The sequence below is a fragment of the Streptacidiphilus sp. PAMC 29251 genome, from assembly GCF_054208735.2.
Window position 1 is genome coordinate 5,716,430 of record NZ_CM135725.2, and the last position, 20,712, is coordinate 5,737,141.

The 20,712-nt window shown below is 70.8% G+C and carries 21 protein-coding genes and 2 pseudogenes; 10 read left to right on the top strand and 13 right to left on the bottom strand.

The window, feature by feature from the left end; translation table 11 throughout:
• Both ACXKR8_RS27040 and ACXKR8_RS27045 read left to right on the top strand, forming a co-directional pair.
• The gene (locus ACXKR8_RS27040; RefSeq protein WP_458267181.1) at nucleotides 1–789 is read left to right on the top strand and encodes an amidohydrolase family protein; all 789 of its coding nucleotides are present in this window, start codon (nucleotides 1–3) and stop codon (nucleotides 787–789) included.
• Nucleotides 790–970: 181 nt separating this feature from the next.
• Entirely contained in the window at nucleotides 971–1,195 is a 225-nt protein-coding gene (locus tag ACXKR8_RS27045) for a hypothetical protein (RefSeq protein ID WP_458275290.1), read from the top strand.
• 264 nt (nucleotides 1,196–1,459) lie between these two features.
• Here the strand turns inward: ACXKR8_RS27045 and ACXKR8_RS27050 are convergent.
• The 4 genes and pseudogenes from ACXKR8_RS27050 to ACXKR8_RS27065 all read right to left on the bottom strand — a co-directional run.
• A pseudogene (locus ACXKR8_RS27050) lies at nucleotides 1,460–1,537 on the bottom strand (helix-turn-helix domain-containing protein); the annotation flags it as partial.
• A gap of 7 nt (nucleotides 1,538–1,544) precedes the next feature.
• Nucleotides 1,545–1,718, bottom strand: a pseudogene (locus ACXKR8_RS27055) (DUF2975 domain-containing protein); the annotation flags it as partial.
• 35 nt (nucleotides 1,719–1,753) lie between these two features.
• On the bottom strand, nucleotides 1,754–2,704 hold the full coding sequence (locus tag ACXKR8_RS27060; RefSeq protein ID WP_462099872.1) for an N-acetyltransferase family protein: 951 nt from the start codon (nucleotides 2,702–2,704) through the stop codon (nucleotides 1,754–1,756).
• 81 nt (nucleotides 2,705–2,785) lie between these two features.
• Nucleotides 2,786–3,325, bottom strand: a complete 540-nt coding sequence (locus tag ACXKR8_RS27065) for a GNAT family N-acetyltransferase (protein ID WP_458267184.1) — start codon at nucleotides 3,323–3,325, stop codon at nucleotides 2,786–2,788.
• Between the two features lie 109 nt (nucleotides 3,326–3,434).
• Here ACXKR8_RS27065 and ACXKR8_RS27070 point away from each other — a divergent pair, with 109 nt between their 5' ends.
• The 3 genes from ACXKR8_RS27070 (at nucleotide 3,435) to mscL (ending at nucleotide 6,353) form a co-directional block, all read left to right on the top strand.
• Nucleotides 3,435–4,049, top strand: coding sequence for a MarR family winged helix-turn-helix transcriptional regulator (locus ACXKR8_RS27070; RefSeq protein WP_458267185.1), 615 nt, complete (start codon nucleotides 3,435–3,437; stop codon nucleotides 4,047–4,049).
• On the top strand, nucleotides 4,046–5,776 hold the full coding sequence (locus ACXKR8_RS27075) for an MDR family MFS transporter (protein WP_458267186.1): 1,731 nt from the start codon (nucleotides 4,046–4,048) through the stop codon (nucleotides 5,774–5,776). Before ACXKR8_RS27070 ends, ACXKR8_RS27075 begins: the two co-directional genes overlap by 4 nt.
• A gap of 130 nt (nucleotides 5,777–5,906) precedes the next feature.
• Nucleotides 5,907–6,353, top strand: a complete 447-nt coding sequence (gene mscL, locus ACXKR8_RS27080) for a large conductance mechanosensitive channel protein MscL (RefSeq protein WP_458267187.1) — start codon at nucleotides 5,907–5,909, stop codon at nucleotides 6,351–6,353.
• Between the two features lie 15 nt (nucleotides 6,354–6,368).
• Here mscL and ACXKR8_RS27085 read toward each other — a convergent pair whose 3' ends face one another.
• The 4 genes from ACXKR8_RS27085 to ACXKR8_RS27100 all read right to left on the bottom strand — a co-directional run bounded on the left by ACXKR8_RS27085 (nucleotide 6,369) and on the right by ACXKR8_RS27100 (nucleotide 9,692).
• Nucleotides 6,369–7,001 carry a nucleoside/nucleotide kinase family protein gene (locus tag ACXKR8_RS27085; protein ID WP_458267188.1) on the bottom strand — a complete coding sequence of 211 codons (633 nt, stop codon included), beginning with the start codon at nucleotides 6,999–7,001 and terminating at the stop codon, nucleotides 6,369–6,371.
• A 4-nt stretch (nucleotides 7,002–7,005) separates the two neighbouring features.
• Nucleotides 7,006–7,959, bottom strand: a complete 954-nt coding sequence (locus ACXKR8_RS27090) for an aldo/keto reductase (protein ID WP_458267189.1) — start codon at nucleotides 7,957–7,959, stop codon at nucleotides 7,006–7,008.
• Nucleotides 7,960–8,049: 90 nt separating this feature from the next.
• Nucleotides 8,050–9,018, bottom strand: coding sequence for a sugar kinase (locus tag ACXKR8_RS27095; RefSeq protein WP_458267190.1), 969 nt, complete (start codon nucleotides 9,016–9,018; stop codon nucleotides 8,050–8,052).
• On the bottom strand, nucleotides 9,015–9,692 hold the full coding sequence (locus ACXKR8_RS27100; RefSeq protein WP_458267191.1) for a bifunctional 4-hydroxy-2-oxoglutarate aldolase/2-dehydro-3-deoxy-phosphogluconate aldolase: 678 nt from the start codon (nucleotides 9,690–9,692) through the stop codon (nucleotides 9,015–9,017). Before ACXKR8_RS27100 ends, ACXKR8_RS27095 begins: the two co-directional genes overlap by 4 nt.
• 123 nt (nucleotides 9,693–9,815) lie before the next feature.
• On the opposite strand from ACXKR8_RS27100, the gene ACXKR8_RS27105 reads away from it, so the two are divergent.
• The 5 genes from ACXKR8_RS27105 to ACXKR8_RS27125 all read left to right on the top strand — a co-directional run bounded on the left by ACXKR8_RS27105 (nucleotide 9,816) and on the right by ACXKR8_RS27125 (nucleotide 14,127).
• Nucleotides 9,816–10,472 carry a GntR family transcriptional regulator gene (locus ACXKR8_RS27105; RefSeq protein WP_458267192.1) on the top strand — a complete coding sequence of 219 codons (657 nt, stop codon included), beginning with the start codon at nucleotides 9,816–9,818 and terminating at the stop codon, nucleotides 10,470–10,472.
• Between the two features lie 126 nt (nucleotides 10,473–10,598).
• Nucleotides 10,599–11,615, top strand: a complete 1,017-nt coding sequence (locus ACXKR8_RS27110; protein WP_458267193.1) for a 5-dehydro-4-deoxyglucarate dehydratase — start codon at nucleotides 10,599–10,601, stop codon at nucleotides 11,613–11,615.
• Nucleotides 11,615–12,886 (top strand): glucarate dehydratase family protein, encoded by a 1,272-nt coding sequence (locus ACXKR8_RS27115; protein ID WP_458267194.1) that lies wholly within the window; start codon nucleotides 11,615–11,617, stop codon nucleotides 12,884–12,886. The genes ACXKR8_RS27110 and ACXKR8_RS27115 overlap by 1 nt, the downstream gene beginning before the upstream one ends.
• 92 nt (nucleotides 12,887–12,978) lie before the next feature.
• Nucleotides 12,979–13,170, top strand: a complete 192-nt coding sequence (locus ACXKR8_RS27120) for a hypothetical protein (protein ID WP_458267195.1) — start codon at nucleotides 12,979–12,981, stop codon at nucleotides 13,168–13,170.
• Between the two features lie 129 nt (nucleotides 13,171–13,299).
• Nucleotides 13,300–14,127 carry a tyrosine-protein phosphatase gene (locus ACXKR8_RS27125; RefSeq protein WP_458267196.1) on the top strand — a complete coding sequence of 276 codons (828 nt, stop codon included), beginning with the start codon at nucleotides 13,300–13,302 and terminating at the stop codon, nucleotides 14,125–14,127.
• A 107-nt stretch (nucleotides 14,128–14,234) separates the two neighbouring features.
• Here ACXKR8_RS27125 and ACXKR8_RS27130 read toward each other — a convergent pair whose 3' ends face one another.
• The 5 genes from ACXKR8_RS27130 to ACXKR8_RS27150 all read right to left on the bottom strand — a co-directional run bounded on the left by ACXKR8_RS27130 (nucleotide 14,235) and on the right by ACXKR8_RS27150 (nucleotide 20,585).
• Complete coding sequence (locus ACXKR8_RS27130) at nucleotides 14,235–15,206, bottom strand: RNA polymerase sigma factor SigF (RefSeq protein ID WP_458267197.1); 972 nt, start codon at nucleotides 15,204–15,206, stop codon at nucleotides 14,235–14,237.
• 208 nt (nucleotides 15,207–15,414) lie between these two features.
• Nucleotides 15,415–16,302, bottom strand: coding sequence for an RNA polymerase sigma factor SigF (locus tag ACXKR8_RS27135; protein WP_458267198.1), 888 nt, complete (start codon nucleotides 16,300–16,302; stop codon nucleotides 15,415–15,417).
• Between the two features lie 260 nt (nucleotides 16,303–16,562).
• Nucleotides 16,563–16,856 (bottom strand): Dabb family protein, encoded by a 294-nt coding sequence (locus ACXKR8_RS27140; RefSeq protein WP_458267199.1) that lies wholly within the window; start codon nucleotides 16,854–16,856, stop codon nucleotides 16,563–16,565.
• 39 nt (nucleotides 16,857–16,895) lie between these two features.
• Nucleotides 16,896–17,060, bottom strand: a complete 165-nt coding sequence (locus ACXKR8_RS27145; protein ID WP_458267200.1) for a hypothetical protein — start codon at nucleotides 17,058–17,060, stop codon at nucleotides 16,896–16,898.
• Between the two features lie 498 nt (nucleotides 17,061–17,558).
• The gene (locus ACXKR8_RS27150; RefSeq protein WP_458267201.1) at nucleotides 17,559–20,585 is read right to left on the bottom strand and encodes a glycosyl hydrolase family 95 catalytic domain-containing protein; all 3,027 of its coding nucleotides are present in this window, start codon (nucleotides 20,583–20,585) and stop codon (nucleotides 17,559–17,561) included.
• Nucleotides 20,586–20,712: the final 127 nt, after the last annotated feature.

The window sequence follows — 20,712 nt, forward strand, 5'->3', positions numbered from 1 at the left end:
ATGATCATCGATTTTCACGCCCATGTCACCGTCGACGTCCCCGACCAACTGGCCCGAGCCCGGAAGGCCGGTGTCGGTCGCACGGTGCTGCAGTCCACGCGCATCCACCCCGAGGCGCCAACCACGCTGGAGGGCCTGCGCGCGGAATTCGCCCGGCTCGTCGCGGTGGTCGGCGGCGAGGTCAGCCCCGAGGACGAGTTCCACGCGGCGGTGGACGAGCTCTGCGCAGCACTGGACGCACACCCGGACGAGACCGTCGGCCTAGCCAACGTCCGTCTGAACATGACCGACGATCAGATGCGGACCTGGCTGGACACCCTCCTCGCCCGCCCCGGCATCGTCGGGATCGGTGAACTGACCCCCGCCCCCGGCCAGGCGCACCTCATCGAGCCGGCGCTCGCGGTCAGCGCCGACCACGGCGGCGTGCCGGTCCTGGTCCACGGCTTCGCCCCGAACACCGCCGAGGACCTACGGACGTACGCCTCGCTGGCCGCGCGCCACCGCACGGTTCCCGTCGTCGTCGGTGCGCTCGGCGGGCTCAACTGGCTGGAGCTGGTCGACCTGGCCCGCGAGACGCCGAACCTCTACATCGACCTCTCCAGCGCGCTTCAGGTGTTCGCCGTACGGGCGGCGGTCCGTGAGCTTCCCGAGCGGTGTGTGTTCGGGTCGAACACCCCTTACGGAGACGTGGTCGCGTCGCGGCACACCGTCGAGGCGGCGGTGGCCGATTCGGCGGTCCGTGACCTGGTTTTCGGCGGCAACACGGCCCGACTTCTGACCCGCGCCTGAGCACCCGCACCGCGCCTGAGCTCGCACCGCGGGAGGCTGGGAGACTTGTCCTGGTCCTGGTCCTGCAGCTGGGCTCGCCGCCGTTCGGATCTCGACCAGACCCGACCCGTTCCCCGCCGCGACACCGAACTCCGCCGCGCCGCCCGAGCTGAGCCCCACCCCGAACCGTAGGAGACAACGCATGTCCGACACGTCGGTCGTCAGGGTTGGGAAGCGGATAGGCACCGGGCTCTGGGCGATCCTCGCCCTGGTCCGGTGTATCCGCACTGCGCTGGGTGGGTTCGGCCTGCTGGCCGTTCTTGCCGATGTCATGCTCGGGCTCGGGGCGACCATGCTGGGCATCACGGTCTGGGAGCACTTCCGCCCGCGTTCGAAGCGGCGCAGGTCGCAGGAATCGCAAGGCTGAAGCCACGCGTTCGGCAGGACGGTGCGACCGCGGGCGAGGGGGTCGACACGTTCTCCACAGTGTGGATAACCCCTGTGGACAAGTGTTCGAATGAGGGTGGCTGGCAGCGGCCCCGCCGAAGCCCCAGGCTGTCCGGTGGGCCTGGTTGCGGCGTTCGGCATCGTCCTCGCGGGGGGAGTGAGACCGCGAACGGCCCTCGATGGAGCCGTTTCAGGCCGGACCCTTCGGGTTGCGCGGTGCCGTGCTGATCCGCCCGCGCCGTGCTCATCCGCCCTCGTCGTTCTCGGGCTCCCAGCGCAACAGGTCGCCCGGCTGGCATTCGAGCACCTCGCAGAGCGCGGCGAAAAGCGAGCTGGGCCGACACCATGCCGAGGATCGTGATCACGCGTAGCGGGGTCAGCGGGAGCGACCCGTCGTCCGGCTTGGTGGCCGGCGCCAACACCATCATCGCCTGCACGAACACGGTGCCGGTGAGCACCAGCCCGAGCACGGCGCGCAGCGCGTACACAGTCAGCTTTCCCATGAACGTCCTCCGATGAGGCCAGGGGGCTGGCCCGCTCAGCTGAGGCGGCGTTGGAAGAGGAGGTAGTCGCCGTCCTCTCCGATGAGCGTGTACTGGCTGCGCTCGTAGAGGGCTCGCGCGGGATTGCCGTGGTGGACGCCGAGTTCCAGGACCCGATGGCCCGCCTTCTGGGCGCTGTCCGAGAACCAGGTCATGAGTTCCGCGCCCAGCCCTCTGCGTCGCATGGCGTCGGCCACATGAATGGTGATCAGCGTCGCGGTGTCCGCAGCCGAGGTCCACATGGCATAGCCGACCGGTTCACCATCGACTTCCAGGATCACCGTCCGCTCCAGGTTCTTGATCCAGAGGTCAAGATTCCGGTCGATCGCCTGGGTCCAGGACGCGAGATGGGCGGGCTCGATCTCCTCCATGTAGGAGCGTTCGCCGCGAAAGACGAACGGCAGGTCGCTCGACGCTGCCTCGCGCAGCCGTGGGCGGGGGTGGGGGTGGGGACGGGGGTGGTCAAGTGAATTGTCCAATCCTGGCTGGCACTGCAGCCGTGGTCGGTGGGCCCTACCAGGCGGGGCGCGGGTCCTGGCGCTCGGTTGAGAAGCCGGTTGGCAGGGGCGCTTCTGTCCGCCACAGCAGGCCAGGGCCGGGCGGGAACTCATCACTGGTCGCCGGGGGTGCAGGCGTCTGTGGCCGGGGAGCGCTATTTCGACCAGCTCGCCGTCCCGCATCATCCACAGCCCGAAGCAGTCGTCCTCCTCGTCACGGATCAGCACCTGCACGCTCGCTGGATGCGGCCACGCCAGGGATTCCAAGTGCCGAAGCAGACCCGACCGTGAACGTACGCGGTAGAACTCGATCACCCACCCCCAGTCAATTGGCTGGTCGAGCCGCTCGAAGTGGCCGCCCCAACTGCGCGACTCGTCCGGCCGGGTCAGTGGTTCCATCACCTCGTCCGCGTCCGCTGCCAGCACGATGACCTGCGCGATTCTGCTCATGCCGAAGTATCTGGGCATGCCGTGGGTCGGAGGCAATCGATTTCCGAGGCACGGCCGGGGGCCGGGGCAGCCCGGCTGCTGCTACCGCTCCTCTCGGTGCCATTCGGTGGCCAGGACGCCGAAGACGACCTCGTCGGCGAAGGCGCCGTTGACCCAGGCTGCGCGGCGGAGGGTGCCTTCGAGGGTGAAGCCGTTCCTCAGTGCCGCGTGCTTCATCGCGATGTTGTCGGCCAGGGTCTCGATCTGCAGGCGTTGCAGGCCGCGGATGGTGAACCCGTAGTCGCAGAGGACGCTCACGACATCGGCTCCGAATCCGCGGTTGCGGAACCCGGGCCGTAGCGAGAGGCCCAGATGGGCGGTCCTGTTGTGGGTGTCGATGCCCCAGAGGACGGCCTCGCCGGCCAGTTCGTCGGTGTCGAGGGTGACCACGGAGAAGCAGGCCGCGTTGTCGGACGGCTCCGAGAGGGCATACGGGGAGGCGGCGGAACCCGGCGGGATCGGGTACCAGGGGCGGGTGCTCGCCTGCGCCCGCATGGCCACGTCGTTGTAGAGCTCGGCGTGCAGGACGGGAACGTCTGTCTGGTGTCGGGCGCGAAGCCCGATCGTGGTTCCTTGGAGCATGGGCTCCATCATCCCTTGCCCCCGGCGGTGGGGGTGTAGGAGGGAATTAAAAGATGTGGAGTACAGTTACTTGCTAGAGACAAGCAACTATGTTCCCGGGGAGGGCGGCATGGACCAGGGGACGAGTCCCAGGCCCGCGACAGCGGCGACAGCCACGCCGACGGCGACGGCAGCCACGCCGACAGCGGCGACGGCAACCCCCACGGCAACCCCCACGGCGACCGCCGCGGAGGCGGCGACCGCGCTCGGGGACGAGATGCAGCGCCTCCTACGGCTGATCCACGCGTGGAAGCAGCGGGCCAGGGAGGATCCGGGCGGGGGCGACCGGGTGCTGCTGGCGCGGCTGGTGACCTGCGGTCCCCGGCGGGCGACCGACCTCGCGGCGGACACCCTGCTCGACCTGTCCACGGTCAGTCGGCAGACCCGCTCCCTGGTCGATCACGGCCTGGTCGAGCGGCGGCCCGATCCCGAGGACCGCAGGGGCGCCCTGCTCTCGGCCACCCCGGCCGGAGTCATCGCCTATCAGCACTTCCGGGACCAGCGGAACCAGCGGCTGGCCCACATTCTCGACGCCTGGCCGGCCGAGGACCGCTACCAGCTGGTCCGGCTGTTCGGACGCCTGAACGACGACTTCGCAGAGAACCGCGCAGAACTCTTCGGTGGACCGGTCGGGGCTACCGCCCAGACCGCAGCCGACGCGGCGCAGCAAGGAGAAAACACGTGAGCAGCAGTACCAAGAACAGCGGGAGCGCGTCCGCCGCGGCGATACCCGCCGAGCCAGGCGGCTTGAGCCACCGTCAGATCCTGACCATTCTCTCCGGTCTGATGATCGGCATGTTTCTGGCCTCGCTCGACCAGACCATCGTCAGCACCGCGATCCGCACCATCGCCGACGACCTGCACGGCCTCAGCCAGCAGGCGTGGACCACCACGGCGTACCTGATCACCTCCACCATCGCGACGCCGCTCTACGGCAAGCTCTCGGACATCCACGGCCGCAAGCCGTACTTCCTGGCCGCGATCAGCATCTTCCTGGTCGGTTCGATCGCCTGTACGTTCGCCACCTCGATGATCGAGCTGGCCGCGTTCCGTGCCTTCCAGGGCCTCGGCGCCGGTGGTCTGATGTCGCTCGCGCTGGCCATCATCGGCGACATCGTGCCGCCGCGTGAGCGGGCCCGCTACCAGGGCTACATCCTCGCCGTCTTCGCCACCTCCAGCGTCCTCGGACCGCTGGTCGGCGGCTTCCTGGCCGGTCAGAGCACCATCCTCGGCATCGCCGGCTGGCGCTGGGTGTTCCTGGTGAACGTGCCGATCGGCCTGGTCGCGCTGGTCGTGGTCGCCAAGGTGCTGAACATCCCGCACGTCCGCCGCGAGCAGCGGATCGACTGGTGGGGCGCGGTGACCATCGCCATCGGCGTGGTCCCGCTGCTGCTGGTCTCGGAGCAGGGGCAGAGCTGGGGCTGGCTCTCCGCCCGCTCGCTGCTCTGCTTCGTCGTCGGCGTGCTCGGCGTGATCGCCTGGATCATGGTCGAGCGCCGGATGGGCGACGCGGCGCTGATCCCGATGCGGCTGTTCAAGAACAAGGTCTTCAGCCAGACCAGCGTGCTGTCCGTCCTGGTAGGCATGGGCATGTTCGGCGGGCTGTTGATGATTCCCCAGTACCTGCAGATCGTGAAGGGCGCCAGCCCGACCGAGTCCGGCCTGATGATGCTGCCGCTGATGCTGGGCATGATGTCGGCGTCGATCATGGCGGGTCAGCTGACCTCCAGGACCGGGCGCTACAAGATCTTCCCGGTGATCGGCACCGCGCTGCTGCTGGTCGCGATGCTGTTGTTCCACTTCGAGGTGCAGTGGAACACCCCGCTGCTGGAGACCATGGTCTTCATGCTGATCTTCGGGGTGGGCCTCGGCTGCACCATGCAGACGCTGACCCTCTCGGTGCAGAACACGGTCCCGGCCAGGGACATGGGCGTGGCCACCGCCTCGGCCACCTTCTTCCGGCAGCTGGGCGCCACGGCCGGTACCGCGATCTTCCTGTCGGTGCTGTTCAGCACGGTCGGGGACAAGATCAATACGGCGTTCCAGACCGCGTCGAAGACCCCGCAGTTCCAGTCCGCGCTGCACGACCCGGCGATCGCCGGGAAGCCCGGCAACGCGCCGGTGATCCAGCTGCTGCAGCACCCGGGCGCCAGCGGCGGACCCTCGGTGCTGAGCGACTCCTCGTTCATCCAGAAGCTGGACGACGTCTTCGCGGCCCCCTTCAAGATGGGCTTCGCGGATTCCATGCACACGGTGTTCCTGCTCGGCGCGGGTGTCGTGGCGGTGGCGTTCGTGCTGGTGCTCTTCATCAAGGAGGTGCCGCTGCGCACCGTCTCCGGCATCCAGGCCCAGGCCCAGGCCGCCGCGGCGGCCATGGAGAAGGCCGCGCTGAAGGAAGCTGACGCCTCGTAACGCCTGTGAAGGAGACCAGTGAACGGCCCCGCTCATCAGCGGGGCCGTTCGCGTGTACGGGGTCAAACCTGGGAGGGTGTGCCCGCGCCAGTCTCCTGTCCCCGGCGCCGAACAGTATGGAGAGAACAGCATGAAGGGCTTCCGCAGTTTCCTGTTGCGCGGGAACGTCGTCGACCTCGCGGTCGGCATCGTGATCGGTGCGGCCTTCACGGCCGTGGTGAACGGATTCGTCAACGCCTTCCTGACCCCGATCGTGGGGTTGATCACCCACAAGACCGGAAACTTCAGCAGCGCGATCTTCAAGGTGGACGGGGTCTCGTTCGCCTACGGCCAGCTGATCAACTCCACGATCAGCTTTGTGCTCATAGCCTTTGTCGTCTACTACTTCGTGGTCATGCCGGTGAACAAGCTGCACGAGCGCTTCAAGCCGAAGGAGGAGCCGCTCGCCCCGACCAAGGAGTGCCCGGAGTGCCTCAGCACCATCCCGATCGCCGCCACCCGCTGCTCCTTCTGCACCATCCCGGTCGGCCCGCCGCAGCACGAGGTCCCGATGCAGAAGGCCTACCCGCCGCGGTAGTCCATTGACGCCGCGTCAGCCGACGACCAGGGCCGGGCGGCGCGGGTCGTCGGCGCGGACGACCAGGTCGGCGGCCTCGGCCGGGCGTACCTCGGCCTCGTAGCGGGCGAAGGCCGGCAGGGTCCACTGCTCGTCCGCCGGGGTACGGCGGGCCAGCGCGGCGGGGCTGAGCCAGAGGTGGACCGAGAGGTCCAGCGGCAGCCAGCGGCCCAGCAGCAGCGGACCGTCCAGCAGCAGGACGCCGCCGGGCGGCAGCGGCACCGGGGGCCTGCGGACGGCACGGTCCGCCCGCGCGTCCCACAGCGCGGGCAGGACCAGCCCGCTGCCGCCCGGCTCCAGCGGGTCGAAGACCTCGCGGAACAGCGCGTTGACGTCCAACCAGCCGTCCAGGTAGGCGTCGGCGTCCTGGTGCCCGTACTCCAGGCGCAGCGAGGCCGGGCGGAGGAAGTCGCCGGAGCTGATCCGCAGCACCGGGCGGCCGAGCAGCCGCAGACCCTCCGCCACCGCGTCCGCGAGCGCGGCGGCGCCTGCGGCCGACGCTCCGTCCACGGCGATCCGCAGCCGCTCGCCGGGCGGCGGGGGGAGCAGCGCGACGCGCTCGCCGAGGGTCTCGGCGAGCGCGTCCGGTGTCAGTGGGCGGACCTGCACCCCGTTACGCCGACGCGTCGGTCAGCAGCGCGAGTTCGGCGGCGCTCAGGGTCAGCTCGGCGACCGCGAGCAGGGCCGGGAGCTGCTCCACCGTGCGGGCGCTGGCGATCGGCGCGGCGACGGTGGGCTGGGCCAGCAGCCAGGCCAGGGCCACGGTCGCGAGCTCGGCGTCATGGGCGGCGGCGACGCTGTCCAGGGCCTCCAGCACCTTGAGCCCGCGCGGGGTCTCCAGGTGCTTGGCCGCGCCGCCGGCCCGCACGCTGTCGACGGCCGGGCCGCCGACCCGGTACTTGCCGGTGAGGAAGCCGGAGGCGAGGCCGTAGTAGGGAATCGCGGCCAGTCCGTTGGCGGCGGCCACCTCGGCCAGCTCGCCCTCGTAGGTGTCACGGGAGACCAGGTTGTACTGCGGCTGCAGCGCCACGTACCGGGCCAGGCCCTCGCTGTCGGAGAAGGCCAGCGAGGCGCTGAGCCGGGCCGGGGAGATGTTGGAGGCGGCGATCTGGCGTACCTTGCCCGCGCGGACCAGCGCGTCCAGCGCGGTGATGATCTCCTCGACCGGGGTGCTCTCGTCGTCGAAGTGGGTGTAGAGCAGGTCGATCTGCTCGGTGCCGAGACGCCGCAGCGAGGCCTCGGTGGCGGCGGCGATGTTCGCGGCCTTGAGGCCCTTGAACTCGGGGTGCGAGCCGATCTTGGTGGCGACGACCACGTCCGCACGGTTGCCGCGGGCAGCGATCCAGCGGCCGAGGATGGTCTCCGACTCGCCGCCGGAGTTCCCCGGAACCCAGGCCGAGTAGACGTCGGCGGTGTCGACGAAGTTGCCTCCGCCGGCGGTGAAGGCGTCCAGCACGGCGAAGGACTGGGCCTCGTCGGAGCTCCAGCCGAAGACGTTGCCGCCCAGGGCGAGCGGGAAGACGGTCAGGTCGGAGGTGCCGAGGCGGGTGCTCGTGGTTGCGGTCATGACCTGTGCCAACGTGGGGTGGCGCGGAGGTATTTCCGGGGTGCCGGCGACAGTCACCCGTTCGGACCTCGGCGCAGGGTGGTGCCCACGTCAGCGCAGCGTGGTGCCCGGGGCGGCCGAGAGCAGGTGCAGCTCGTCCCTGGTCGGCAGCCCGGACCAGTCGCTCGGCACCGAGACCGCGAACGCGCCGGTCAGGCAACCGAGCCGGAGCCGTTCGGCGGCCGGGGAGCCGTCCAGCAGGCCGGCCAGGTAGCCGGCCACGAAGGCGTCGCCCGCACCCACCGGATCGACCGCGCGGACCGGGACGGCGGGCTGGTGCAGCACCTCGGCCGCGGTGTGCAGGGTCGCCCCGCGGGCGCCGCGCTTGACCACCAGCTCGGGGACGGCGCCGGACAGCCGGCGGACCGCCTCCGCCTCCTCGGTCGCGTCGGCGAGCAGCAGCAGTTCCTCCTCACCCGCGAACAGATGGCTGACCTGCGGCAGTAGCGGCAGCAGCTGGGCCCGCAGCTGCTCCGGGGTGCCCAGCGCGGTGCGGTGGTTGACGTCCAGCGAGACCGGGACGCCCGCCGCCGCGGCCAGCTCCACCGCGTACCGGACGGCCGCGGCGGCGTCGGCGGAGAGCAGCGGGGTGATGCCGGTGAGGTGCAGGACGGCGGCGTCGGCGATCAACCGGGCCGCGGCGGGGGCGGCGAGGTCGTCCGGGCAGAGCCGGGAGCCGGCCGAACCGGCCCGGTAGTACTGGACCCGGGTGACGTCGGGGGTGCGCTGCTCCTTGATCAGCAGCCCGGTGGGGGCGGCCGGGTCGGTCCGCGCACCGGTCACGTCCACCTGCTCGGCGCGCAGCCGCTCCAGCACCATCGCGCCGAACTCGTCCGCGCCGACCCGGCCGATCCAGGCGGCCGGGTGGCCGAGCCTGCGCACCCCGATGGCGACGTTGGACTCGGCCCCGGCGATGGAGAGCTGCAGCTGTGCGGCCTGCCGCAGCGGGCCGGGGTGGATCGAGCCGAGGGCGGCCATGGACTCGCCGAGGGTGACCACCCCGGAGCTGTGACCGCTCATACGGCATCCGTGCGGGCCGTGGCCGCCAGGTACCCCGCGGCGCGGGCCGCGAGCGCCGCCAACGCGGCTGGGCTGCTGTCGTGGGCGGCCTCGCGCAGCAGCGGTGAGCCGACGCCCACGGCGACCGCCCCGGCGGCGAGGTAGTCGGCCACGTCGTCCAGGGCTATCCCGCCGATGGCGATGAACGGGACGTCGGGGAAGGGCGCGCGCAGGTCGCGCAGATAGCGGGCGCCGCCGACCGCGTAGGCCGGGAAGAGCTTCACCGCCGCCGCGCCGAGCCGGACCGCGGCCATCGCCTCGCTGGGGGTGAGCGCCCCGCAGAGCACCGGGACGCCCTGGGCGACCCCCTCGGCCAGCACCTCCTCGGCCACTCCGGGCGTGACCAGGTAGCGGGCCCCGGCGTCGATCGCGGCCCTGGCCTGGTCCCGGGTGAGCACGGTGCCCGCGCCGAGCAGGGTGCCGGGCGGCAGCGCGGGGTCGGCGGCGCTGCGGCGCAGGGCCTCGAGGCCGGCCTCGCTGGAGAGGGTCAGCTCGACCGCGCGGACGCCGCTGCGGGCCAGCACGGCGGCGCAGGCGGTGAGCGCGTCGGCGTCGGTGCCGCGGAGCACGGCGAGCAGCCGGTCCTGGCGCAGCACCTCCAGCAGATCGGGTGCTGGGGCAACGGTGGGAGGCATGGCGGTGCTCCGATTGCTGGAAGGGAAAGGCCAGACCGAACGATAATCGATTGGTTCGGAGCTGAATAGACCTCACCCGATAGAGTCAGCACTACCGCCCCACCCCCAGCGAGGAGCCGCAGCATGGTCGAACCCGGCCTCGGCGGACGGTTGTCCGACCAGGTGTACGAGCTGGTCCGCACCGCCATCGCCGCAGGTGAGCTGGCCCCCGGCGGCCGGCTGGTCGAGCTGGACCTGGCCCGCCGCTACGGCGTCAGCCAGGCGCCGGTCAGGGACGCGCTGAAGCGGCTGGCCGCGGACGGCCTGGTGCTGCAGTTCCCGCGCCGGGGCAGCTATGTGGCGGACATCTCAGAGGAGGACGCCCGGCAGGCCTACCGGGTGCGCGCGGTGCTGGAGCAGTTCGCCGGCGCCGAGGTGTGCCGGCTGGCGCCGGAGGGCCTCCCCGACCTGCTGCGGGCCGACGTGGAGGCGATGCGCGCCGCGGCCGGCCGGGAGGACGTGGGCGGGGTGGTGGACGGGGACGTCTCGTTCCACCGGCACGTCTGGGAGGCGGCCGGGAACGGCCTGCTGGCACGGATGTGGACGGTGACCGAGGCCAGCCTGCGCAGCTTCACCGCGGTCTCCAACAAGGTCTACTTCGGCCGGCTCGAAGAGATCGCGGAGAACCATGTGCCGCTGGTCGCGGCGCTGGAGGCGGGACGGCCCGAGGTCGCCGGGATCCTGTTCCGGGAGCATGTGCTGGAGATCTGGGAGCGGATCGGCACCCCGATTATCGATTAAGACTGTCTCTGCGTGCGGATGCAGGGTTCACATATCCTGATGTCGTTCAGTAAACTGAACTCAGTTCACGAACATGAACGATGGCACTCCCGCTTCATGCCCGCCGCCGCCTCGCTGAGGAGCCCCATGGACCTCCACGCCGTACTCACCCCGCCGCTCTCCTTCCCGCTGACCCCCTTCACCGAGGAGGACGCCCTCGCCCTCGACGTCCTCGAGCTCCATGTCGAGCAGCAGGTCGCGGCCGGCGCCACCGCTGTGTTCATCGCCTGCGGCACCGGCGAGTTCACGGCGCTCAGCCGCGAGGAGTACGGCGAGGTGGTCACCCGCGCCGTGAAGACCGTGGCCGGACGGGTGCCGGTCTTCGCCGGCGCCGGCGGCGGCCCGGCCGTCGCCCGCGAGTACATCGCCGACGCCGCCGAGTGCGGCGCCGACGGCGTGCTGCTGCTGCCGCCCTACCTGGTCAGCTCCAGCCCTGAAGGCGTGCTCGGGCACGTCCGCTACGTGGTCAGGGACAGCCCGCTGCCGGTGATCGTCTACCAGCGGGCCAACGCCAAGCTCAGCCCCGCCACCGCGCTGGGCCTGCTCGACCTGCCCCAGGTGGTCGGTCTCAAGGACGGCCTCGGCGACGTCGAGCAGATGCAGCGGATCGTCGCCACCGTCCGCACCAGCGGGCACGCGCGCGCCGACTTCTTCTACTTCCTCAACGGCCTGCCCACCGCCGAGCTGTCCGCCCGCGCCTACGCCGCCATCGGCATCGGCAGCTACTCCTCGGCGGTGCACTCCTTCGCCCCCGACCTGGCGCACGCCTTCGCCCGCGCGCTGGACCGCGGCGACGACGCGCTGCTGGACGCCCTGCTCGCGGCCTTCCTGCTACCGCTGGCCGACCTGCGCGACCTGGTGCCCGGCTACGCCGTCTCGCTGGTCAAGGCCGCCGCCCGGCGCGGCGGCCTGGCCGTCGGACCGGTCCGGCCGCCGCTGGTCGAGGCGCGCGAGGAGCATGTGGACGAACTGGTACGTATCATCGCCGCAGGCCGTGCCGTCGTGGCCGCCCATACCGCCGGCACCGCCAGCACCGCCCATGCCGCCGGCACCGCCCGTACCGCCAGCACCGCCCATGCCGTCGCCGCTGTGGAGGCCGAGTAGTGAAGATCCGTCAGGTCACCGTCACCCCGGTCGCCTTCCACGACCCGGCCCTGCTCAACGCGGTGGGCGTGCACGAGCCCTACGCCCTGCGCAGCATCATCCAGCTGCACTGCGACGGCGGCATCGTCGGCCTCGGCGAGTCCTACGGCGACGACGCCTTCCTCTCGCTGCTGGACGCCGCCGCCGAGGCGATCACCGGCCTGGACGTGTTCCACCTCGGCCTGATCGAGCAGGCGGTGGCCCGGGTCATCGGCGGCGGAGCCTTCGCCGACAGCCACGGCCTCACCGGCGGCTCCTCCAGCTCCAAGACCGTGCTCTCGGTCTTCTCCGCCTTCGAGGTCGCCTGTCTGGACGCCCAGGGCAAGTCGGTGGGCCGCCCGGTCGCCGACCTGCTCGGCGGCGCGGTGCGGGACAGCGTGCCGTTCTCCGCCTACCTCTTCTACAAGTGGGACGGCCACCCCGGCGCGGCCCCCGAGGACGGCGACGACTGGGGCGCGGCGCTGGACCCGGACGGCATCGTCCGGCAGGCCCGCCGCATGATCGACCGCTACGGCTTCGGCGCGATCAAGCTCAAGGGCGGCGTGTTCCCGCCCGAGGAGGAGATCGCGGCGATCCACGCGCTGCGCGCCGCCTTCCCGGACCTGCCGCTGCGGCTCGACCCCAACGCCGCCTGGACCGTCCCCACCTCGCTCAAGGTCGCCGCGGCGCTGGACGGGGTGCTGGAGTACCTGGAGGACCCCACCGCCGGCATCGAGGGCATGGCCGAGGTGGCCCGGCAGGCGCCGATGCCGCTGGCCACCAACATGTGCGTGGTCGCACCCGAGCACCTCGCCCCCGGACTGCGGCAGCGGGCCATCGGCGTGCTGCTCTCGGACCACCACTACTGGGGCGGGCTGCGGCACTCCCAGCAGGTGTCGGCGCTCTGCGCCAACTTCGACGTGGGCCTGTCCATGCACTCCAACAGCCACCTGGGGATCAGCCTGGCCGCGATGGTGCAGCTCGCTGCGGCCACCCAGCACCTCAGCTACGCCTGCGACACCCACTGGCCCTGGAAGCGCGAGAACGAGGACGTCATCGTGCCGGGCACGCTGAGCTTCGTCAACGGCGCGGTGCCGGTCCCGCGGGGCCCCGGCCTGGGCGTCGAGCTGGACGAGGACGCGCTGGCCCGACTGCACCGGCTCTACCTCGACTGCGGGCAGCGACGCCGCGACGACACCGCGTACATGCAGCGGCTGCACCCCGGTTACACACCGAACACGCCGGGTTGGTGATCGGGTAGGGGCTGTGCGGAAGTGGTGTTGGTACAGGTTCGCTACCCGGGCGGTTGACCGGTGTTCATCCGGATTGGCTAGAGTCACGTCCCATGTCCGACTACCAGAACCGCCCCGTCGAGGACCCGTCCGCGAGCACCCAGATGTTCAAGGCCTTCGTCGACGAACCGCAGCCCCAGCCCGCCACCGCCGTCAGCGGGAACAGCCGTACCGGCCTCATCACGGTCGGCGTGATCATCGCGCTGATCGTCGTCGTGGGTGTCGTCTATTTGGCGATGAAGTAACCCACCACAGCCGCCCGTCCGCTTCAGCGCTGTGCTGCCGGCCGTCGCCCCGTTTGCGGCGGTCGGCAGAGTGCTGCCCGCGCCCGGGAGGGTGCTGACGCCTCCATCACCCCAGGGGAGAGAACCGCCGTGACCGATCCGCAGACCGCAGCCGCCCGCAGCCTCGGCCTCCATACCGCCGCCAACGCCCGTGACCTGGGCGGATACCGAACCGCTGACGGCCGTACCGTCCGCGCCGGGGTGGCTCTGCGCGGCGACGCACTGAACCGGCTCAACGACGCCGACCGGGCGGTCCTGGCCGGGCTCGGCGTCCGCGCCGTGGTCGACCTGCGCGGGATGAACGAGGTCCGTGAGAACGGCGCCGACCTGCTGCCCGAGGACGGCTCGGTCCGGCTGGTGCACCTGCCGGTGTACTCGCCCGAGCACGACATCTACCTCTCGCTGCGGGACGTCCTGGCGAGCCAGGACGCCGCGGCCCAGCGGGCCATGCTCGGCGACGGCGGGGCCGAGCGGATCATGTCCGAGATGTACGCCTGGTTCGTCACCGACCCGTCCATCCGCGGGCTCTTCGCCGAGGCGGTACGGATGCTGGCCGACCCGGACGGGACGCCGCTGCTGTTCCACTGCACGGCCGGCAAGGACCGCACCGGCTGGACCGCGGCGATCGTGCTCACCGCGCTGGGGGTGGACCGCGCCACCGTCTACCAGGACTACCTGCTCACCAACGCGCGCTCGGCCGCGCTGATCGACCGGATCATGGAGGTGTTCCGGAGCAACACCGTCATGGACGACCCCAGCCTGATGATGCCGGTCATCCGCGCCGAGGCCGCCTACCTGGACGCCGCGTTCGCGGCGGTGGCCGCGGGTTGGCCGACCTTCGACGCCTTCCTCACCGACGGCCTGGGCCTGGACCAGGCCACCCTGGCCGCCCTCCGCAAGAACCTGCTCGCCGACTGAGGCTGAGGCTGAGCCTGCGGCGGCGGTGGCCGGGCGGGGCCGGTGGGCAGGCCCCCGAGGCCCGCCCACCCGTCTCCTCCGCCGCAGCGTCGTCTGCACTCCGCAGGTCACCCCTCCGTGATGAGGCCTTCCCGCAGGGTGGCCAGGGTGCGGGTGAGCAGGCGGGAGACGTGCATCTGCGAGATGCCGATCTCCTCGCCGATCTGCGACTGCGTCATATTGCCGAAGAAGCGCAGCATGATGATCCGCCGCTCGCGGGCGGGCAGCCGGGCCAGCAGCGGCTTCAGCGACTCGCGGTACTCGACCCCCTCCATCGCCGCGTCCTCGTAGCCGAGGCGCTCGGCCAGCGGGCCGTCGCCGTCCTCGTCGGTGGGCGCGGTGTCCAGCGAGCTGGCGGTGTAGGCGTTGCCGACGGCGAGGCCCTCGACCACGTCCTCCTCGGTGACGCCGAGGCAGGCGGCGAGCTCGGCTACGGTGGGGGAGCGGTCCAGCTTCTGCGCCAGCTCGTCCCCGGCCCGGGTCAGCGAGAGCCGCAGCTCCTGGAGCCGGCGCGGGACCCGCACCGACCAGCTGGTGTCCCGGAAGAAGCGCTTGATCTCGCCGATGATGGTCGGCATCGCGAAGGTCGGGAACTCGACGCCGCGCTCGTTGTCGAACCGGTCGATCGCCTTGATCAGGCCGATCGTACCGACCTGGATGATGTCCTCCATCGGCTCGTTGCGGCTGCGGAAGCGGGCCGCGGCGTAGCGGACGAGCGGGAGGTTCAGCTCGATCAGGGTGTCCCGGACGTAGGGGTGGTCCCGGTCCTCGGGGGTGAGCGTCGCAAAACGCTTGAACAGGCTGCGGGAGAGGGCGCGGGTGTCGAGTCCCTCGCGCTCGACCACCTCGGCGACGACCTCGGCCACGACCACCTCGGCCGCCTCCGCCGCCTCGGCCACGAGGGTGTCGGCCACGAAGGTTTCGGCCGCCAGGGCCTCGGCCACGACGTCGGGCTCGGCAGGCTCGGTCAGGGCCGCCCGCGGGGCGGGGAGGACCGCAGTGTTGGAGAGAATCTCAGGGCTGCCCAGTTCTACGGACACGCTACCCCCTCATGTCGACAAAGCCACCGCTGCCCGAGTCGACAAGGCGACGACTCGATGTACCTCCACTGGGATACCGGCTCAGGATCCCCCGCAAACCCCAACACGACCAGACGTCACGCGATGGTAACGCGCTGCAATGCGGGGCGGAGGAGGTATTGTGACGGATTGTCACGAAGTGGGCGGCGGGCTCCAGCGACGTCCGAGGTCAGCTGTCCCAGGTGTTGCCGCTGCGCAGCCGGGCGAAGATCCGTGCCAGCAAACGGGATACGTGCATCTGTGACATTCCCAGCTCGGTGCTGATCTGGGACTGCGTCAGATTGCCGAAGAAGCGCAGCATCACAATCTGTCGCTCCCGGTCGGGCAGCTGCACCAGCAGATGTCTGACCATGTCCCTGTGCTCCACATGGGTGAGGGCGGAGTCCTCGTAGCCGAGCCGGTCCAGCAGCGCCAGCCCGCCCTCGTTCTCCTGGGTCGCCTCCAGCGAGGCCGCGTTGTAGGCCCGGCCGGCGTCCAGGCAGGCCCGGACGTCCTCCTCCGGGATCCGCAGGTTGGCGGCGATCTCCGGGATCTTCGGCATCCGGCCGTGAGCGACCGTCAGGTCCTCCATCGCCGCGCTGACCTGCACCCACAACTCCTGCAGCCGCCGCGGCACATGCATGGTGCGGACGTTGTCGCGGAAGTAGCGCTTGATCTCGCCCATGATCGTCGGCAGCGCGTAGGTGGGGAACTGCACGCCCCTGGTCGGGTCGAACCGGTCGATGGCGTTGATCAGCCCGATGGTGCCGACCTGGACCACGTCCTCCATCGGCTCGCTGCGGCCGCGGAAGCGGGCGGCGGCGTAGCGGACCAGCGGGAGGTTCACCTCGATCAGCGCGACCCGGACGTGCTCGTGCTCGGGGGAGCCGGGGGTGAGTTCGGACATCCGCTCGAACAGCACCTTGGTCAGGGTGCGGACGTCGACCCGGCCGGAGTCGGTGGGGATCGGCTCGGCGACCGGCGCCGCGGGCGCCTCCGCGGCCTGCTCCGGGACGGGCACGGGGGCCGCGGGTGCGTCACCCTCGTCCTTTGCGCTCCCCTGTGTCTGCACCGCCACGCCACCCCTCGCGAGCTCCCGTGAGGCGCAACGTTTGCCCCAGTCCACCATCTGGCAAACCGGTCATAGCATCACAAGTGAGATGCTATTAGGGCAAGCACCACATATAGGTGTGTTGATCGGGGCTGTGCTGGCGAGTGAATCCGCGCCGCCATCCGGTCCCCCTGCGGCCCGGCGGCGCGGATTCCACCCGCCGGTCTGCGGGGGACGCCCCTGCTGCCGGCGGCGGACCTGCCTGCCGCCGACGGACGCCGGGTCGCTCAGACCTCGACGTCGGCGATCACCCAGGTCGCGAACTCGCGCCAGAGCGCCACCCCGGCCTGGTGCGCGGGGTGCGTCAGATAGCCCTGCAGCGCCTCGGCGTCGTCCACCAGGCTGTTGATCGCATAGTCGTAGGCGATGTCCCGCACGGTGACGTTCCAGCCGCACTCCCACTCACGCAGCAGGTCGATCTGCTTGCCGAGCGCCTCGAAGGCCGCGGCGCCGGCCGCGACCCGCGGGTCGTCCTTGCTGACACCGTCGTTGAGCTTGAAAAGAACCAGGTGGCGGATCATCGGTGGAGCTCCTCGTGAGGGGTTCGGGCCGCCCGGGAGCTACTTCACCAGGCTGCTCATGAAGGTTCCCACGGACTTGGCGGCGGTGGAGATGCCGGTGAACCCGACCTGCACCAGATCGGCCGCGCGCACCGGCGCCGTGATGATCGTATATAGCACAAAGATGACCAGCAGATACATCGCGATCTTCTTCGCCTGCCCCATGACCCCGCCCGCCTCCCCGCGCCCCGCTCCGCGCCCCACTCCAATGGCCGAAGCCTAGCGCTGCCCGACCGGTCGGCGACCGGCAGATCCCCGCTTGCCCCCGGGATGTGATCCCCGTGAGGTGATCCCCGGGGTAAGGCCCCCGTGAACCCGAAAGGACCAAGGTCCCCCCGGAAGGGGACTCTCGCCGGGTGCGCGGGCCGGGGAAGTGCAGCAGAGTGGAGAACGTACCGAGCGGGACTGGCAGGGACCGCCCGGTACACGGACCGGAGCCCCCGCTGTGGGACCGACCGCCGCGCTCTCCCCCCGACGCGGCGACGGTTGTGGGGCTCCGTCGGCAGGGGGAGCGCGCCGGTCCCCCGTGGCTGCGCTCCCCCTCCCCCCGACCTTCACGGTCGTGAACGGTCGTGAACCCCCTCCCGGGTATGGGTGGTCAGCACCCGGGCAGGGGGTTCTTCCGTTTCCCAGCGACGGCAGGCCCGCCGGCCTGCCGGGCCGCTACGAGGCGGAGATGGCGAAGATGTGCAGCGCCGCGGTGCCCTGTTCCACGTCGGGGCTGATGTTGGGCAGGGTCACCGACTGCAGTGTCTTGCCCGCGGTCAGCGGCACGCCCAGGTAGTAGACATAGGTGCTGTCGCCGTCGGTGGTGTTGCCCGGCTGGTTGAGGTAGCCGGGATGGGCGATGACGGCGGTGCTCCCGGGCGGTCCCCACCAGTCGGGCGTGGAGAGGGTGAAGTCCTGGGTGCTGCCGTCGGTGTAGGTGAGGGTGCCGTCACCGCTGGAGTTGCCGTAACTGGTCGCGGCGAGGAACCCGAGGGTCGAGCCGGTGCCGGTCAGACTGATGGTCTGGCCCGAGGCGACGATGTTGTCGGGCTGGCCCGCCCCGGCCGTGCCGGGCCAGGTCAGATGGACCCCGCCGTGGGTGATGGTGGCGCCCGCGGTCAGCCCCGCCGTCGCCAGCGCCTGCTGGGAGAAGCTGGACCCGCCGCCGTCGAAGTTGCCGGCGTCGGTGCTGGAGTCGTCGGTCACCCCGACGTTGTTGAACGAGGACGCCACGGTCTGCGACGTCCCGTCGGTGCCGATCTGCCGTGAGCCGAGGTGCTTGTCCACCGTCGCCGGGCTGCCGGTGACCGGGGCGAACGGCAGTGCGGTGAACGGGGAGCCGGCCAGCTCGACCAGGTACGTGTGCCCGCTGGTGGCGTTGATGGTGAGGGTGCTCGCCGTGGTCGCGGCCACCGCGGTGGTCTGGCTGGTCGCGTCGACCACCGTCACCGACTGCCCCGGCCAGGGCGTGCGCAGCTTCATGGCGGCGGTGCCGCCGGCCTCCAGGACGACGGTGGAGGTGACCCCGCCGTGCACCTGGACGTCGACCGTGCTGTTCTGCTGGACCGCGACGGAGCCGCTGACGTCCCAGCCGGCCGGCCAGGCCGGGGCGATCCGGATCAGGCCGTCGTAGTCCTGCACCAGGCCCTCGTTGAGGGTGGCGGCGATCATCCCGCCCTGTTCGATGTACGGCTCGGGGTTGATCCCGCCGTCCAGGTCGGCCAGGCCGTTGGCGTACATCTGGGTGTACTCGATGTTGTCGAGCAGGGACTGCTTGACGTCCGCGGGCCGGCCGAGCCGGGCCGCCTGCAGCCCGTCGAAGGCGTAGTCGCCCCGGTCGGGGTGCTCGCGGGAGGTCCAGGTGCGGTTGGCCAGGGCCAGGTTGCTGCCGGAGTCGCCGATGAGGCCGTAGGGGTAGACCGCTTCGAGGTCCGGGTTCTCGTCGTTCTGCTGGTCGGCGGCCGGCTGGGTCGAGTAGGCGAGCACGTCCTTGCCCGCCGCGTCCGAGCTGGCCGTCAGCACCTTGGTGTGGGTGGCCTGGTCGGTCCGCGGGAAGTCCGGGATCTGGGTCTCGGCCGTGGTCAGCTGGCTGACGAAACCGGAGTCGACATTCAGGGCCTGCGCGGCGCTGACCGTCATCGGCCACACCGCCTTCATCGCCGAGATGTCGGTGATCGGGTCGGTGACGTCCCACTGCGTCTCGTGCGCGTTGGCCGTGGTGTGCAGCTTGCCGTCACTGCCCAGCGTCGCGTACGACAGCAGGAACTGGGCGGCGGCCTTCATCAGCGGGTAACCCGCCTGCAGGAAAGCGGTGTTGTGGGTGACCTGGTACTGCTGCCAGATCCACAGCGCCACCTCGGAGCCGGTGGTGACGGTGAGCGAGTTGTAGCTCGGGTCGATCGTGCTGTCGCAGGAGGCGTTGCCGGCGTCGTCGCCGAAGGCGCCGTTGCCGTTGAACCGCATGGTCTCGGGGACGCAGATGCCGGACTTGCCGGGCATGTGGGCCGCGGTCCAGGCCTGCAGATTGGCGATGTTGTTGGTGTAGAGGTTGAAGTAGCTGGTGTTGAGCGCGCTCTCGCCGGAGCTGAGGTTGGCCGCGATCTGCATCCGCTGGTTCCAGAACCAGTAGTCGGAGGGCACCCACAGCTGGTTGTCCTGGTCCCAGGAGAACAGGTCGGCGAGGCCGGCCTGGGTGCCCGGGTAGACGCCGCGCACCAGGCTCGCCTCTTCGTAGAGGTAGAGGGTGCGCAGGTTCTCCGCGTACTCCCCGGAGCCGTCCGCGGAGGTGATCTCCATCAGGTCGGCGGTGTTCCAGTAGTTCTGCCACCAGGCGAGCTGCGGCGCGGCCAGCGCCGCCGAGGTGGCCGTGGCGTCGCTGCCGAACAGCGGGGACGCGGTGCTGGACGCGGTGCCGCCGGTCCAGGTCGGGGCGCCGATCAGGACCCGGAACGAGCCGTCGGCGTGCGGGGTGAAGCTCAGTTTGACGCTCTTGCCGGCGACCTTGGTGGCGGTGACATTGGTGCCGGCCGCGGTCACCGCGAGCAGCGAACCGAAGGTGTTGCCGGTGCCGCCGCTTCCGTTGTCGAGCCAGGTCTCGGCGAGCGTGCCGGTCTTCCCGGAGACGGCGGCGGTGGGGCTGCGTCCGGTCCAGAGGGCTCCGGTGACGGTCTGGGTGGCGTTGGGGTCGGCGCCGGTGACGTCGACGACCAGCTCGTCCTTGTCCGCGCGGATGTAGATCGAGGCGGTCATCCCGCCGCCGGTCTCGACCAGGGTGCCGGTGTAGAGGTCGAGCCGGGCGTGGAAGTCGGCGGCGCCGGTGATCGCGGCCAGGCCGGGGATGGTGACCTGTCCCGGTGACTTGCGGTCCGGGAAGGTGTCGTCCCGGTTGAGCTGGGCGGTGAACCCGCCGGCCGCCCATACCGCGGCGCCCACCGAGCCGTTGCCGAGGCCCATGGCGCTGTGCGGATCGGTGTTGGGCGAGCCCAGCACGATGTCGGAGCGCTCCACCACGTTCGGCTTGTCGACGGAGAAGCCGGAGGAGGACCACGCGGTGGTCCCGGTGTCGGCCGACGCGGGAGCGGCGGCCGAGAGCGAGAGCGCCACGCAACTGGTGGTCAGCAGCGTGGAGGTGACGAACACACTCAGTGCGCGGCGCGGGCCGGAGCGGCGGCGTCGGCGGACGGACAAGATCGAGGGTCGCATCGTGGACTCCCAGTGTCACAAACATGTGATGTTTGCGGATATGGAACCATAGGCAGCTCGTCTTGCCTAGCCCTCGAAGTCGTGCAATCTGCAGAAACCTAGTGGCCTTCAGTGGGCATCAGTATGC

Excerpts from the sequence above, each read along its gene's own strand:
- ACXKR8_RS27040 (WP_458267181.1), top strand. The coding sequence starts at position 1 with ATGATCATCGATTTTCACGCCCATGTCACCGTCGACGTCCCCGACCAA.
- ACXKR8_RS27045 (WP_458275290.1), top strand. The coding sequence starts at position 971 with ATGTCCGACACGTCGGTCGTCAGGGTTGGGAAGCGGATAGGCACCGGG.
- ACXKR8_RS27060 (WP_462099872.1), bottom strand. The coding sequence starts at position 2,704 with ATGAGCAGAATCGCGCAGGTCATCGTGCTGGCAGCGGACGCGGACGAG.
- ACXKR8_RS27065 (WP_458267184.1), bottom strand. The coding sequence starts at position 3,325 with ATGCTCCAAGGAACCACGATCGGGCTTCGCGCCCGACACCAGACAGAC.
- ACXKR8_RS27070 (WP_458267185.1), top strand. The coding sequence starts at position 3,435 with ATGGACCAGGGGACGAGTCCCAGGCCCGCGACAGCGGCGACAGCCACG.
- mscL (WP_458267187.1), top strand. The coding sequence starts at position 5,907 with ATGAAGGGCTTCCGCAGTTTCCTGTTGCGCGGGAACGTCGTCGACCTC.
- ACXKR8_RS27090 (WP_458267189.1), bottom strand. The coding sequence starts at position 7,959 with ATGACCGCAACCACGAGCACCCGCCTCGGCACCTCCGACCTGACCGTC.
- ACXKR8_RS27095 (WP_458267190.1), bottom strand. The coding sequence starts at position 9,018 with ATGAGCGGTCACAGCTCCGGGGTGGTCACCCTCGGCGAGTCCATGGCC.
- ACXKR8_RS27100 (WP_458267191.1), bottom strand. The coding sequence starts at position 9,692 with ATGCCTCCCACCGTTGCCCCAGCACCCGATCTGCTGGAGGTGCTGCGC.
- ACXKR8_RS27105 (WP_458267192.1), top strand. The coding sequence starts at position 9,816 with ATGGTCGAACCCGGCCTCGGCGGACGGTTGTCCGACCAGGTGTACGAG.
- ACXKR8_RS27110 (WP_458267193.1), top strand. The coding sequence starts at position 10,599 with ATGGACCTCCACGCCGTACTCACCCCGCCGCTCTCCTTCCCGCTGACC.
- ACXKR8_RS27120 (WP_458267195.1), top strand. The coding sequence starts at position 12,979 with ATGTCCGACTACCAGAACCGCCCCGTCGAGGACCCGTCCGCGAGCACC.
- ACXKR8_RS27140 (WP_458267199.1), bottom strand. The coding sequence starts at position 16,856 with ATGATCCGCCACCTGGTTCTTTTCAAGCTCAACGACGGTGTCAGCAAG.
- ACXKR8_RS27145 (WP_458267200.1), bottom strand. The coding sequence starts at position 17,060 with ATGGGGCAGGCGAAGAAGATCGCGATGTATCTGCTGGTCATCTTTGTG.
- ACXKR8_RS27150 (WP_458267201.1), bottom strand. The coding sequence starts at position 20,585 with ATGCGACCCTCGATCTTGTCCGTCCGCCGACGCCGCCGCTCCGGCCCG.